General features: G+C 56.9%; 12 protein-coding genes. 8 read left to right on the top strand and 4 right to left on the bottom strand.

Features of this window, described 5'->3' with window-relative positions; genetic code table 11:
* The first annotated feature begins 69 nt into the window (after positions 1-69).
* A complete protein-coding gene (ybiO, locus tag C0560_RS06795) occupies positions 70-2283 on the top strand; it encodes a mechanosensitive channel protein (RefSeq protein ID WP_248859869.1) in 2214 nt (737 codons plus the stop codon).
* A 34-nt stretch (positions 2284-2317) separates the two neighbouring features.
* Here ybiO and rlmF read toward each other — a convergent pair whose 3' ends face one another.
* On the bottom strand, positions 2318-3235 hold the full coding sequence (gene rlmF, locus C0560_RS06790) for a 23S rRNA (adenine(1618)-N(6))-methyltransferase RlmF (protein ID WP_164971791.1): 918 nt from the start codon (positions 3233-3235) through the stop codon (positions 2318-2320).
* 247 nt (positions 3236-3482) lie between these two features.
* Here rlmF and mcbA point away from each other — a divergent pair, with 247 nt between their 5' ends.
* The 3 genes from mcbA (at position 3483) to ybiJ (ending at position 4684) form a co-directional block, all read left to right on the top strand.
* A complete protein-coding gene (gene mcbA / locus C0560_RS06785) occupies positions 3483-3749 on the top strand; it encodes a DUF1471 family periplasmic protein McbA (protein WP_100777110.1) in 267 nt (88 codons plus the stop codon).
* Positions 3750-3871: 122 nt separating this feature from the next.
* On the top strand, positions 3872-4138 hold the full coding sequence (locus C0560_RS06780; protein ID WP_100777111.1) for a DksA/TraR family C4-type zinc finger protein: 267 nt from the start codon (positions 3872-3874) through the stop codon (positions 4136-4138).
* Between the two features lie 285 nt (positions 4139-4423).
* Positions 4424-4684, top strand: a complete 261-nt coding sequence (ybiJ, locus tag C0560_RS06775; protein ID WP_100777112.1) for a DUF1471 family protein YbiJ — start codon at positions 4424-4426, stop codon at positions 4682-4684.
* Between the two features lie 116 nt (positions 4685-4800).
* On the opposite strand, the gene ybiB is transcribed toward ybiJ, so the two are convergent.
* From ybiB to rhlE, 3 genes are all read right to left on the bottom strand, one after another.
* Entirely contained in the window at positions 4801-5766 is a 966-nt protein-coding gene (gene ybiB, locus C0560_RS06770) for a DNA-binding protein YbiB (RefSeq protein WP_107703994.1), read from the bottom strand.
* Positions 5767-5832: 66 nt separating this feature from the next.
* A complete protein-coding gene (dinG, locus tag C0560_RS06765; RefSeq protein WP_248859868.1) occupies positions 5833-8010 on the bottom strand; it encodes an ATP-dependent DNA helicase DinG in 2178 nt (725 codons plus the stop codon).
* A 97-nt stretch (positions 8011-8107) separates the two neighbouring features.
* A complete protein-coding gene (gene rhlE, locus C0560_RS06760) occupies positions 8108-9502 on the bottom strand; it encodes an ATP-dependent RNA helicase RhlE (protein ID WP_100777115.1) in 1395 nt (464 codons plus the stop codon).
* Positions 9503-9734: 232 nt separating this feature from the next.
* On the opposite strand from rhlE, the gene cecR reads away from it, so the two are divergent.
* From cecR to C0560_RS06740, 4 genes are read left to right on the top strand one after another with little or no spacing between them, the layout of a single operon-like run.
* Positions 9735-10412 carry a transcriptional regulator CecR gene (gene cecR / locus C0560_RS06755; RefSeq protein WP_102105213.1) on the top strand — a complete coding sequence of 226 codons (678 nt, stop codon included), beginning with the start codon at positions 9735-9737 and terminating at the stop codon, positions 10410-10412.
* On the top strand, positions 10409-11404 hold the full coding sequence (gene hlyD / locus C0560_RS06750; RefSeq protein WP_100777117.1) for a secretion protein HlyD: 996 nt from the start codon (positions 10409-10411) through the stop codon (positions 11402-11404). The genes cecR and hlyD overlap by 4 nt, the downstream gene beginning before the upstream one ends.
* Positions 11397-13136 (top strand): ATP-binding cassette domain-containing protein, encoded by a 1740-nt coding sequence (locus C0560_RS06745; protein WP_129035316.1) that lies wholly within the window; start codon positions 11397-11399, stop codon positions 13134-13136. Before hlyD ends, C0560_RS06745 begins: the two co-directional genes overlap by 8 nt.
* Entirely contained in the window at positions 13126-14259 is a 1134-nt protein-coding gene (locus C0560_RS06740; RefSeq protein ID WP_100777119.1) for an ABC transporter permease, read from the top strand. The genes C0560_RS06745 and C0560_RS06740 overlap by 11 nt, the downstream gene beginning before the upstream one ends.
* The last annotated feature ends 69 nt before the right edge of the window (positions 14260-14328 follow it).

The raw sequence follows: 14328 nt of genomic DNA, 5'->3' as shown, positions 1-14328 counted from the left end.
AAACTTCTCTGCCCCACCTGCCATCTATACTTATCATTTTGCTGAACATTTTCTTCATCGGAGGAAGCCGTGCCGTGGATCCTGCTGCTTTTGCTTTGCCTGTTCGGTGCACCCGCTCAGGCTGTCACCCTCCCGGGCGTTACCTCAGGCGCGTCTGCCTCTCAGTCGAGCACGCCTGCTGCGGAGCCGGACGTTGAGCAAAAGAAAGCTGCCTATGGCGCGCTGGCCGACGTGCTGGAGAATGACACGTCGCGCAAAGAACTGATCGACCAGCTGCGCACCGTCGCGAAAACGCCGCCGCAGGAGCCGGTCCCCAGCATTACGCCACCTGAAGTGACAAGCGAAAAAACCGTGCTGGAGAATGTGACTGACGTCAGCCGGCACTACGGCGAAGCCCTCTCCGCCCGCTTCGCACAGCTCTACCGCAACCTGATTGGCTCCCCGCACAAACCCTTTAATCCCCAAACTTTCAGCAACGCCGCCAGCCACTTCCTGATGCTGGCCGGGGCGATCTTCGCTTTTTACTGGCTGGCGAGGCTGTGCGCGTGGCCGCTGTACCGCAAAATGGGAGAGTGGGGACGCAGAAAAAATCGTGAGCGAAGCAGCTGGCTTCACTTGCCGCTCATGATTGCAGGCGCGTTCGTCATTGATTTACTGATTCTGGCCCTGACGCTGTTTGTGGGCCAGGTACTGAGCGATAACCTTAATGCCGGAAGCCAAACCATCGCCTTCCAGCAAAGCCTGTTCCTCAATGCCTTCGCCCTGATCGAGTTCTTCAAAGCCCTGTTGCGCCTGATATTCAGCCCGCGCGTGCCGGATTTACGCCCGTTCACCGTTAATGACGAAAGCGCCAAATACTGGGCGCTACGCCTGAGCATCCTAAGCGGTCTGATTGGCTACGGCCTGCTGGTCGCGGTACCCATTATCTCGAATCAGGTCAACGTGCAAATTGGCGCCCTGGCAAACGTGCTGATTATGCTCGGAATTACCGTCTGGGCGCTGTACCTGATTTTTCATAATAAAAAGGCGATTACCAACGGCCTTTTGCACCTGGCGGACCGCTCGCTCTCATTCTTCAGCCTGTTTATCCGCGCGTTCGCCCTGGTGTGGCACTGGCTGGCGAGCGCCTATTTCATCGTGTTGTGCTTCTTCTCCCTGTTCGATCCGGGTAACAGCCTGAAATTTATGATGGGCGCCACCTTCCACAGCCTGGCGATTATCGGCATCGCGGCCTTTGTCTCCGGTCTGCTCTCGCGCTGGATTTCAAAAACCATCACCCTGTCCCCGCAGGTACAGCGAAATTATCCCGAACTGCAAAAACGGGTGAATGGCTGGATCTCCGCCTCCCTGAAAGTGGCGCGTATCCTGACCGTCTGCATCGCCGTGATGCTTCTGCTCAGCGCCTGGAGTCTGTTTGATTTCTGGAACTGGATGCACAACGGCGCGGGCGAAAAAACCGTGGATATTTTAATTCGCATCGCGCTGATTCTGTTCTTCTCGGCTATCGGCTGGACGCTGCTCGCCAGCCTGATTGAAAATCGGCTGGTGTCCGATATTCACGGCCGCCCGCTCCCCAGCGCTCGCGCACGCACGCTGTTGACCCTGTTTCGCAATGCGCTGGCGGTGATTATCAGTACCATCACCATCATGATTGTGCTGTCTGAAATCGGCGTGAATATCGCTCCGCTGCTGGCAGGTGCGGGTGCGCTGGGTCTGGCGATCTCCTTCGGGTCACAAACCCTGGTGAAAGATATTATTACCGGGATCTTTATTCAGTTTGAGAACGGGATGAATACGGGCGATCTGGTCACGATTGGGCCGTTAACCGGCACCGTCGAGCGGATGTCGATTCGTTCCGTCGGCGTGCGCCAGGACACCGGCGCGTACCACATCATTCCGTGGTCATCGATTACCACCTTCGCCAACTTTGTGCGCGGTATCGGTTCGGTGGTGGCCAATTACGATGTGGATCGGCATGAGGATGCGGATAAAGCGAAACAGGCGCTGAAATCGGCGGTTGAAGAGCTTATGGAGATGGACGATATTCGCGGGCTGGTGATCGGTGAGCCGTCGTTTGCAGGGATTGTCGGGCTGACGAATACCGCCTTTACCCTGCGCGTTTCGTTCACCACCCAGCCGCTCAAGCAGTGGACGGTGCGGTTTGCCCTCGACAGCATGGTGAAGAAACACTTCGATATCGCCGACGTGCGACCGCCGGTGCAAACCTACCAGGTGCTCCCCGCGCCGGTGTCACCACTGCCGCCGCAGGAGCCAACCCTGTAGGCCCGGTCAGCCATGCGCCACCGGGCAACAGGCATCAGAATGGTCGGCGGCGTTTCGCGTCATCCATAAAGGACCAGGCGATAAAGCGGCTCTGCTTCTGTCCCTGGGCCATCTCTTTTTTCACCACTTTTACCGCGCCGACGTCTGTCAGTGCACGGTAGAGCGGCGGCAGGTTATCGCCGCGAGAGACCAGCGTCGTGAACCATTTCACCTGACGGCCAAACGGCTTACTTTCGGCGATCATTTTCTCGATAAAGGCCACTTCGCCCCCTTCGCACCACAGCTCGTGCTGCTGGCCGCCGAAGTTAAGCGCACCCTCTTCCGCCTGGCCGAGATTGCGGCGCTTACGCTCGCTACCGGCGCGGGCGGTGGCTGCCGAATCGTGGAACGGCGGATTACACATTGTGGCATCGTAGTTTTCATTCTTATGAATGATGCCGTTGAAAATCATGGAGGCATCTTTCTGGCGACGCAAACGGATGGCGCGGGTTAATCCCTCGTTACCATTGATGATCGCCTGGGCGCTGGCAAAGGCTTCCGGCCCCGTTTCACTGCCCGTAAAACGCCAGCCGTACTCATGCGCGCCAATCAGCGGGTAAATCAGGTTCGCGCCGGTTCCGATATCTAACACCGTCGCCTGTTTCGGGATCTCACCGCCATTGCCTTCTGCCAGTAAATCGGCGAGATGGTGGATATAATCCGCACGTCCCGGCACCGGTGGACAGAGAAAACCTTCCGGAATGTCCCACTGCGCAACGCCATAAAAATGGGCCAAAAGCGCCTTGTTCAGCGCCTTTACCGCCAGCGGGTCGGCAAAATTAACTGAGGGTTCACCCGCTGGGGTCTGCACGATAAATTCCTGCAGTTGAGGGCAGCTTTGACACAGGGCATTCATGTCGTAGCGGCTACGATGGCGGTTACGCGGGTGTAATCCCGGCTTTTGGGCAGTCATGGCATTCTCCTTTTCACAGCGGCGTAAGATACCCTCTGATGACCCAACGGTAAATAACTCTCTTTCTGGCACAACAAATCGCCAAAAATCAGCAACCTGTATGTCTATGATCTGTCAATAATTTGTCAATTTATATCGTTCAAAAAATAAGCAGATCACCATCAAATTTTTGCGCTAAATCACACTCCGTATGCTTCTAAACTTAATCTGAATCACCCATTGTCATTCAGATTCAGAGGATGTGATTATGAAAAAATACCTGACACTCATCGTTGTTGCCGGAGCCCTTGCAACCGCCTCGCTTCCCGCCTGGTCCGTTCAGCCGCTCACGACCGATAGCGATACCAGCCAGCTACGTCCTGCAGGGACAGTCTCCGCAACTGGCGCCGCGAATCTAGACGATCTTCAGCATAAGCTGGCTGAGAAAGCCCGCCAGGAAGGGGCTAAAGGGTTCGTTGTGGAATCCGCCAGCGGCGACAATCGTATGTTTGGCACAGCAACCATCTACAAATAGTCTCCCCGCCATCGAACTGCATCTGTTTAAAAAGATGCAGTTCTCTTTTCGCTTGTCTTGACTGTACGTTTTTTAACCCCATATTCATTCTATGAAGGTTTATCTTCCATCAGGAGAGAGCTATGGCTTCCGGTTGGGCAAATGACGATGCCGTGAACGAGCAGATCAACAGTACAATTGAAGATGCTGTCGCGCGCGTTCGCGGTGAGATACCGCAGGGTGAAAGTCTGTATGAGTGTGAGGAGTGCGGGGAGATCATTCCCGAGGCGCGGCGTAAAGCCATGCCCGGAGTAAGGCTGTGCATCGCATGCCAGCAGAGTAAAGATTCAAAAAACACTTCACATTCAGGATATAATCGCAGAGGATCGAAAGATAGCCAGCTACGTTGACTCTTCTTTACCTCAAACGAAGCCGCAAGCGGTTACCTTTACGCTCACGGTTTTTTAAAGACCGCGTGGCAAAACGTGCCCTCTTTACTCCCTCTGTAAAGCGCAACGACAAGAACTGTAAAACGCTGCTCTGAATTTATTAATAATCAATAAGTTATTTGTCATTCAATTTTTTTGAGCAATGCTGTCAATTCTCTTCGATTTTATCTTTCGCAAAAAAACGTGATACTTATCACATCGACGGAACATCGTCCCCTTAACAGAATAACCTGCGAGAGATTAACTATGAAAACCATCAAATATGCTGTTGCCGCTGTTGCCCTGTCTGCTCTGTCATTTGGCGCGTTCGCTGCGGAATCTGTGACTTCTGCTCAGGCGCAGAACATGAATAAAATCGGTGTGGTGAGTGCTGAAGGCGCGACCACGCTGGATGGTCTGGAAGCAAAACTGGCTGAGAAAGCGTCTGCTGCGGGTGCAAGTGGTTACACCATCACTTCTGCTAACACCAACAACAAACTTAGCGGTACTGCGGTTATCTACAAATAACCCAACGAATTATGCTCCACGCTCGCTATACCCTCTGGCGAGTTGCTCCAACCCTCATTGACCCTGTTGTTGTTACCCTTTGTTTGCCCGTCCTCACCGGACGGGCTTTTTTTTGCCTAGAAAAACGCTGCCACGCGTTTAAGCCCAGCCTCAACGGAATCCGTCTCCCCCGTCGCCAGCAAACAGCACGCCATCTGTAGCTTCAGAGAGTGCGGAACCGGTTCGCTCCCGGCCAGACAGCGCTCGGTCCAGCGGGCCGTGGTTTCAGCATCTTTTGCCGTCGGCAGAACGACGTCGCCTTCCGGCTCCTCACCGCGCTCCAGCACGACGCGCGTGCCCTGCTTGTCGATAAGCGTTATCTGCGGGCAGCGCTGCGGATTGGCATACGCCTCGCCTTCGGTGCCGTGCATCAACAGCCCTTTGCCACCAATATCGGCGAAGAAGCCCGCCACGCGAGTGACATACTCCGGATGCGAGACGCTGGACAAGCGCAGCGCAGCATCTTCCTCAAACGGCGTCGCCAGTTTCGCCAGCGTATGAGCACTGTTACGCACGCCCATGCGCCAGCGCATATCCAGCTGTTTTTCGAGAGGGGGGCACAGCGCACTCACCGGAATATAGACCGGATGATGGCCTTCGAGTTTGGCCTGCGCCTGTCCCGCATGAAGCGTCGGCGCAATGCCCATTAATTCAAAAATGGTTTCAGTCAGCACGCGCGTGGGATCGGCGCTGACGCCGTGCACAACGACCGGGAAACCGAGTCTGTTCAGCAGCACCGCCAGCAGCGGCGTCAGGTTCGCCTGTTTGCGCGCGCCGTTATAGGTAGGAATGACAATCGGCATCGGTTTGGCGACAGGCGGCGTCAGGCGGAAGGTTTGCGCCTGCATCGCCTCATAAAACCCGCGCATCTCCGCTTCTCCTTCGCCTTTAATGCGCAGGGCAATCAGAATGCCGCCCATCTCCAGCTCCGGCACATCGCCGTTCAGCATGTGGGTGTAGAGCGCGCGAGCGGTTTCCTGGTCCAGATCGCGGGCATGATTCTTCCCGCGCCCTACCTCTTTGATAATTTTGCGATAATCCACGGCATTTCTCCTGGCAACATCATTGACACACTATAGCCCTGAAAAAGCCATCAACGATAGTGTTGCTTATTTTCTGCCGGGACTTCGTCGTCTCGCTCCCGGCGCTTTTTTCCGCGCCGCCACCACGGTCGTAGGCCGCTTTGTCACTTTCGGTACGTCGGGTTGTTCGATAGGAAATACCGGTAAGGCGTTAAGCAGGCGCTGGCCGTAGTTTTTGGTCAGCAATCGTCGGTCATAAATGACGATCTCTCCCCAGCAGCCGTGGCTACGAATCAGTCGCCCCACCTGCTGAATCAGGTTGAATGACGCCGCAGGCAGGCTTTGCACCTCGAACGGATAGCGGTTGAGGCTTTTCAGCCACTCGCCTTCAGTGATCACCACCGGGCTGTCTATGGGCGGGAATGCGATTTTATGGATATGCACCTGCGTCAGGTAGTCGCCCTTCAAATCCAGCCCTTCCGCAAAGGACTGCAGGCCGATCAGCACGCTGCGCTCGCCGTTATCAATGCGTTTACGGTGGGTTTCCACCAGCCGGTAGCGCGGCTGATCGCCCTGCACCAGCAGCAATAGGCGCAGGTCAGTGACATAGGTTAAAAACAGCTGCATCGCGCGATTACTGGCAAACAGCACCAGCATGCCGGGGTATTTCTTGCTTTCGACCTGCTCGCGGAAATAGGCGGCCATCTCGGCAATATGCTGCTCTTCATGTTCCATCAGCGGCTCATGCTGCATTTTCGGGATCACCAGTTTGCCCTGCTCGCAGTGGTTAAACGGGGAATCCAGCGAGACAAAGCGATCGCCCGCTTTCTCTTTAAGACCGCTCATCTCCTGCAACCGCGAAAAGCTGTTCAGGGAACGTAGCGTCGCAGATGTGACCACCACGTGCGGCACGCTGCGCCAGATCAGCTTTTCCAGCTGATCGCTGACGCGGATCCCCACGCAGTGGAAGAAGAGGTGAATTTGCCCGTCTTTGGCTTCCCGCGTCGCCCATTTGGTCACCGGCGCGCCGGAGGCCTGCGCCATCGACGCCAGCCGCCACAGCTTACTTTGGCTCTCAAACATGCTCAATGCGCGATTCATCTGCAACAAAACGCGATGCACGCGCACAACGTCATGCGTCCCGGTTTTTTCACTGAGATCGTTGAGGAACATCTCCGCCAGACCGCGCAGCTTTTCCAGGTGCTTCGCCAGCTGCTTGCAGATCTCCATGATCTCATCCGGCAGCTCCCCCATCGCAAAACGATGTTCCGCTTCCTGGGTGACCGGAAGATACAGATCGAGGATCGTGTTGAGTGAGGCGATAAGGGCGTAGATCTCTTCGCAGTGTGCGCTCAGTCGCTCAGGCACCGCCAGCGGCGGCGTGGTTTTGGGGCGGAACTGCTCCATGCAGGTGGCAATCAGCTTACAGAACAGATCGAGCTGCAGGCGAAACCACGGCGCGGTGATTTCCGCACTCATCTCCAGAGCATCGCGCGCCACGTCCGGCAGATGGTGTCCTTCGTCGAGAACCAGCAGCAGGTTTTTCGGATCGGGAAGGACCGATTCGCTCTCCAGCGCCGCCATCACCAGCGCATGGTTAGCCACCACCACTTCCGCCTCCTGGATTTCGCGACGTGCAACGAAGAACGGGCATTCACGGTAGTAATGGCAGTTGCGATTCAGGCAGCTGGCTTTATCAGTGCTCAGGCGACGCCACAGATCGTCGCTGATGGCTTTATCCGTGTGATCGCGCAGGCCGTCCCATTTATAGCCGTCGAGATCGACCTTCAGCGTTGCGCACAGCTCCTGCTCGGCTTTGTTATTCGGGGTGAGATCATCATCCAGAAACGCCAGCAAATCCTGCTGGGTCGCTTCGGTACTGGCAAGCCCCGCCAGATTGCGTGGGCACACGTAGCGCCCGCGTCCAAACGCAGCGGTGAACCGCAGCTCAGGGATAATTTTGCGCAGCAGCGGTAAATCTTTGCTGTAGATCTGATCCTGCAATGCCACGTTGGCGGTGCTGACCACCAGCGTTTTTTGCTCTTCGCGGGCGATGGCAATGCCAGGAATTAAATAGGAAAGGGTTTTCCCGACGCCGGTGGGTGCTTCGATCGCCAGATGCCGCCCGTCGTCCCCGGCGAGCGTCTTCGCCACATCGGCAATCATCTGCCGCTGCGGGGCTCGGGGAATAAAGTCGGGGATCTGCTGTTGCAGCGCCTTATACCAGGCGGCAATTTGCGCTTTGAGCGCAGCGGTTAAAGCCATCGGGGAACCTGAAATACTGTATAAACAGCCACTATTGTGGCACGTTCGCGGGGTTGTCGCAAAAAGAAAAGCCCGGCGTTAGAGCCGGGCTTCCAGATTACTGCGCGGAGGCAGGTTTACGCGGGCGGCGTCGGCGTTGGCCTTCACCTGCGGGTTTTGCTTCCCCGCTACGCCATGGGTTTTCCCCGGCGGGTTTCGCGTCACCCGTACGGCGCGGCGGTTTGCCTGCCGCTTTTGGTGCGCCACCTTCTGAACGGCGCGGCTGCTGGCTTCGGCCACCACCGCCCTGTCCACGACCACCGCCGCCACCACGCTGCTGGCGACCGTTCTGAATCGGCTCCGCTTTGATGGAAGCATCCACTTCATAGCCTTCGAGGGCGATGCGTGGGATCTCTTTTTTCAGCAGACGTTCGATGTCATGCAGCAGTTTGTGTTCATCGACGCAAACCAGAGACAGCGCTTCACCGGTTGCCGCCGCACGGCCAGTACGGCCAATACGGTGAACATAATCTTCCGGAACGTTTGGCAGCTCATAGTTCACAACGTGCGGCAGCTCTTCGATATCGAGGCCACGCGCCGCGATATCCGTTGCCACCAGAACGCGAATGTCGCCCGATTTGAAATCGGCCAGCGCACGGGTACGCGCCCCCTGGCTCTTGTTGCCGTGGATGGCTGCACTGCGAATGCCATCTTTATTCAGCTGTTCCGCCAGGTGGTTGGCACCGTGTTTGGTACGGGTAAAGACCAGCACCTGCTGCCAGTTACCTTCGCCAATCATCTGGGACAGCAGTTCCCGCTTACGCTTCTTGTCGACGAAGTGAACGTGCTGGGTCACCTGCTCAGAGGCGGTGTTGCGACGTGCCACTTCGATTTCCAGCGGATTACGCAGCAGTTTTTCCGCCAGCCCTTTGATCTCGTCGGAGAAGGTCGCGGAGAACAGCAGGTTCTGACGACGTGCAGGCAGTTTCGCCAGCACGCGACGAATATCGTGGATAAAGCCCATATCCAGCATACGGTCCGCTTCATCCAGCACCAGGATTTCAACCTGATCCAGTTTGACCGCGTTTTGATGTTCCAGATCCAGCAGACGGCCCGGCGTGGCGACTAAAACGTCAACGCCGCTGCGCAGTTTCATCATCTGTGGATTAATGCTCACACCACCGAAAACCACCAGCGAACGGATGTCGAGGTAACGGCTGTATTCCCGGACGTTTTCGCCGATTTGCGCAGCGAGTTCACGGGTGGGGGTCAGAATCAGCGCACGGACCGGGCGACGGCCCTTCGCGTGAGGCTCTTTCTGAACCAGACGCTGCAGCAGTGGCAGGGTGAAGCCAGCCGTTTTACCGGTGCCGGTCTGGGCACTGGCCATCAGGTCACGGCCTTCCAGCACCGCAGGGATCGCCTGCTGCTGAATAGGGGTTGGCTCAACGTAGCCCTGCTCTGCAACAGCGCGCAGAATTTCCGGGTTCAGGCCAAGGGTATCAAAAGACATAAAAACTCCGAACCGCCCCGACCGTCACAGGTGTAGTTTTCAGGGAGATAAGACGAAACGAGTAGGACAAAAACCACAATGTCACGAAGCAGCGGAGTGTAGCAGATTTTGTGACATGGCGCATAAAATATCCCAGCGGGATTCATCAACAAAATATTGCTCCACCCGACTGGACAAGGTGAAAATTTAAACATAATCTTAATCAATCGATTGATTAATTTTTAATGACGCTATGAATCCAACTCCGACGACCACCAAAGGTGAACAGGCCAAAAGCCAGCTGATTGCCGCAGCACTTGCCCAGTTTGGCGAATATGGCCTGCACGCCACTACCCGCGATATCGCCGCGCAGGCCGGGCAAAACATTGCTGCCATTACCTACTATTTTGGTTCGAAGGAAGATTTGTATCTCGCATGCGCCCAGTGGATCGCCGATTTCATTGGCAGCCGTTTTCACGAACAGGTTGCCGCCGCCACCGCGCTGCTTAGCGAGCCGTCGCCGGATCGCGCCGCCATCCGCGCACTTATCCTGAACGCTTGCAACAATATGATCGCCCTGCTCACCCACGACGATACGCTGAATCTGAGTAAATTTATTTCGCGGGAGCAGCTCTCGCCCACCGCCGCCTACCAGCGGGTCCACGATCAGGTGATTGCCCCGATGCACACCCACCTGACGCAGCTGATTGCGGCCTACACCGGGCGCGACGCGAGCGACACACAGACCATTTTGCACACCCATGCGCTACTCGGCGAAGTGCTCGCTTTTCGCTTGGGCCGGGAAACCATCCTGCTGCGCACGGGCTGGACACAATTTGATGAGGATAAATCCGCGCAGATCAGTCAGGTCATCACCTGTCATCTCGACCTGATCCTGCAAGGTTTAACGCAAAGGAGCCTGGAGTCATGAAAAAACCTGTCGTCGCCATACTGGCGGTGGTCGTTGTACTGGCAGCCGGGATCGGCGGCTGGCTGTGGTATCAGAGCCAGCAGGATCGCGGTCTTACGCTCTACGGCAACGTGGATATCCGCACGCTTAATATGAGCTTCCGCGTCGGAGGGCGGCTGGAATCTCTTACGGTGGACGAAGGCGATACCATCACCGCCGGGCAGACGCTGGGCCAGCTGGACAAAGCACCGTACGAAAATGCGCTGATGCAGGCCAAAGCCAGCGTGTCCGTTGCTCAGGCGCAATATGATCTGATGCTGGCGGGCTATCGCGATGAAGAGGTCGCACAGGCCGCAGCCGCCGTTAAACAGGCGCAGGCCGCGTTTGATTACGCGCAGAACTTCTACAACCGCCAGCAGGGGTTATGGAAAAGCCGCACCATTTCCGCAAACGATCTGGAAAACGCTCGCTCCTCGCGCGATCAGGCCCAGGCCACGCTGAAATCCGCCCAGGACAAATTAAGCCAGTACCGCACCGGTAACCGTCCGCAGGATATCGCCCAGGCAAAAGCCAGTCTCGAACAGGCTCAGGCACAGCTGGCGCAGGCGCAGTTGGATCTGCACGACACCACGCTGGTATCCCCGTCCAACGGCACCCTGATGACCCGCGCCGTGGAGCCAGGCAGCATGTTAAGCGCGGGCAGCACCGTTCTGACGCTCTCCCTCACCCGCCCGGTGTGGGTGCGCGCCTACATTGATGAACCGAATCTGAATCAGGCCCAGCCAGGGCGCGAGCTGCTGCTCTACACCGACGGGCGTCCCGATAAGCCCTATCACGGTAAAGTCGGGTTTGTCTCTCCGACCGCCGAGTTCACACCAAAAACCGTTGAAACCCCGGATCTGCGCACGGACCTCGTCTATCGCCTGCGCATTATTGTGACCGATGCTGACGACGCGCTGCGCCAGGGGATGCCTATCACGGTGAAATTCAACGATGGGGACCGACATGAATGATGCGGTTATCCAGCTCAATAATCTGGTGAAACGCTTTGCGGGCATGGATAAGCCCGCAGTAGCACCCCTTAATTGCACCCTGCAAAAAGGCTATGTCACCGGGCTGGTCGGCCCGGATGGCGCAGGAAAAACCACGCTGATGCGGATGCTCGCCGGATTGCTGAAACCCGACGAAGGTACGGCCTCAGTCCTCGGGCTGGACCCGATCAAAGACGACAGCGAACTGCATGCGATGCTCGGCTATATGCCGCAGAAATTTGGCCTGTACGAAGATCTGACGGTGATGGAAAACCTTAATCTGTATGCCGATCTGCGCAGCGTCACGGGCGAAACGCGGCAAAAAACCTTCGCCCGTTTGCTGGAGTTTACCTCGCTTGGGCCATTTACCGACCGGCTGGCCGGTAAGCTCTCCGGCGGCATGAAGCAAAAACTGGGGCTGGCCTGCACCCTGGTGGGCGAACCGAAAGTGTTATTGCTGGACGAACCCGGCGTTGGCGTCGACCCGATTTCTCGCCGCGAGCTGTGGCAGATGGTCCACGAACTGGCCGGTGACGGAATGCTGATCCTCTGGAGCACCTCGTATCTCGACGAGGCCGAACAGTGCCGCGACGTCCTGCTGATGAACGAAGGCGAACTGCTCTATCAGGGCGAGCCGACGGCGCTGACGCAGCAGATGTCCGGGCGCTGTTTTCTCCTGCACAGCCCCGATGAGACCAACCGCAAACTGTTGCAGCGGGTACTGAAATGTCCGCAGGTGAGCGACGGCATGATTCAGGGGCGTTCGGTGCGCGTGATCCTCAAAAAAGAGGCCACCGCCGACGATATCCGCCAGGCACAGGGCATGCCGCAAATTGAGATAGAAGAGACCGCCCCGCGCTTTGAGGATGCGTTTATCGACCTCCTTGGCGGCGCCAGCACCTCTGAGTCGCCGCTGGGGGCCATTCTGCATACGGTTGAGGGTACGCCCGGCGAGACGGTGATCGAAGCCAAATCCTTAACCAAAAAGTTCGGGGATTTCGCCGCGACGGATAACGTTAATTTCGCCGTGAAGCGCGGGGAAATTTTTGGTCTGCTCGGGCCGAACGGTGCAGGGAAATCGACCACCTTTAAAATGATGTGCGGCCTGCTGGTGCCCACCTCCGGTAAAGCGCTGGTGCTGGATATGGATCTGAAGGTCAGCTCCGGCAAAGCCCGTCAGCATCTGGGCTATATGGCGCAGAAATTCTCGCTCTACAGCAACCTGACCGTCGAACAAAATCTGCGCTTTTTCTCCGGGGTCTACGGCCTGCGCGGGCGGGCGCAAAGTGAAAAAATTGCCCGGATGAGCGATGCCTTTGGTCTTACCCACATCGCCTCACACGCCACCGACGAACTGCCGCTCGGCTTTAAACAGCGTCTGGCGCTGGCCTGCTCCCTGATGCACGAGCCGGATATTCTGTTTCTCGATGAACCGACCTCCGGCGTCGATCCCCTCACCCGCCGTGAGTTCTGGCTGCACATTAACAGCATGGTGGAGAAAGGCGTCACGGTGATGGTGACGACCCACTTTATGGATGAAGCGGAGTATTGCGACCGCATCGGGCTGGTCTATCGCGGCAAGCTGATTGCCCACGGCACGCCGGACGATTTAAAAGCTCAGGCAGCCGACGACGAGCAGCCCGATCCCACCATGGAGCAAGCGTTTATCACCCTGATTAACGACTGGGATAAGGAGCACGCCCATGAGCATTAAGGCGATTTCCTGGCGCCGGGTGCGCGCTCTGTGCGTCAAAGAGACGCGGCAGATCGTGCGCGACCCGAGCAGTTGGCTGATTGCGGTGGTGATCCCCCTGCTGTTGCTGTTTATCTTTGGCTACGGGATAAACCTCGACTCCAGCAAGCTGCGGGTGGGGATTTTACTGGAACAGCAGAGCGAAGAAGCGCTCGATTTCACCCATGCAATGACCGGCTCGCCTTACATCGACGCCACCATCAGCGATAACCGTGAGGCGCTGATCCAGAAGATGCAGGCCGGGAAAATTCGTGGGCTGGTGGTGATCCCCGTGGATTTTGCCGCCAATATGGCACGGGCAAATACCGACGCGCCGATTCAGGTGATCACCGACGGCAGTGAGCCTAACACCGCCAATTTTGTGCAGGGGTATGTCGAGGGGATCTGGCAGCTGTGGCAGATGCAGCGAGCGGAAGATCGCGGCGAAAAATTTGAGCCGCTGATCGACGTACAAACCCGCTACTGGTTTAACCCTGCCGCCATCAGCCAGCATTTCATTATCCCCGGCGCGGTGACGATAATCATGACCGTCATCGGCGCGATCCTCACCTCGCTGGTGATTGCCCGCGAATGGGAGCGCGGCACCATGGAGGCCCTGCTCTCCACGGAAGTGACGCGCGTAGAACTGCTGCTGTGCAAGCTCATCCCCTATTACTTCCTCGGCATGCTGGCGATGCTGCTCTGTATGCTGGTGTCGGTGTTTATCCTTGAGGTGCCCTATCGCGGCTCGCTGATTCTCCTGTTCCTGATCACCAGCCTGTTTTTACTCAGCACCCTGGGCATGGGCCTGTTGATTTCGACCATCACCCGCAACCAGTTTAACGCCGCACAGGTGGCGCTGAACGCGGCGTTTCTGCCGTCGATTATGCTGTCCGGGTTTATTTTCCAGATCGACAGTATGCCCGCCATTATCCGCGCGGTGACCTATATCATCCCGGCGCGCTACTTTGTGAACACGCTGCAAAGCCTGTTCCTGGCGGGGAATATTCCGGCGGTGTTGATCGTCAATATTCTGTTTTTGATGGCGTCGGCGGTGATGTTTATCGGCCTGACGTGGTTGAAAACGAAACGGCGTCTGGATTAAACGCCGTCTAAAACATGCCCGGTAGAGAGGCTTGCCGGGCCGACGTGATTTTGTAGGTCGGGGTCGCGA

Origin of the sequence: Lelliottia sp. AC1, assembly GCF_023278595.1 — a bacterium.
Classification (GTDB): domain Bacteria; phylum Pseudomonadota; class Gammaproteobacteria; order Enterobacterales; family Enterobacteriaceae; genus Enterobacter; species Enterobacter nimipressuralis.
This window is presented reverse-complemented; position numbering and strand designations above follow the sequence as displayed.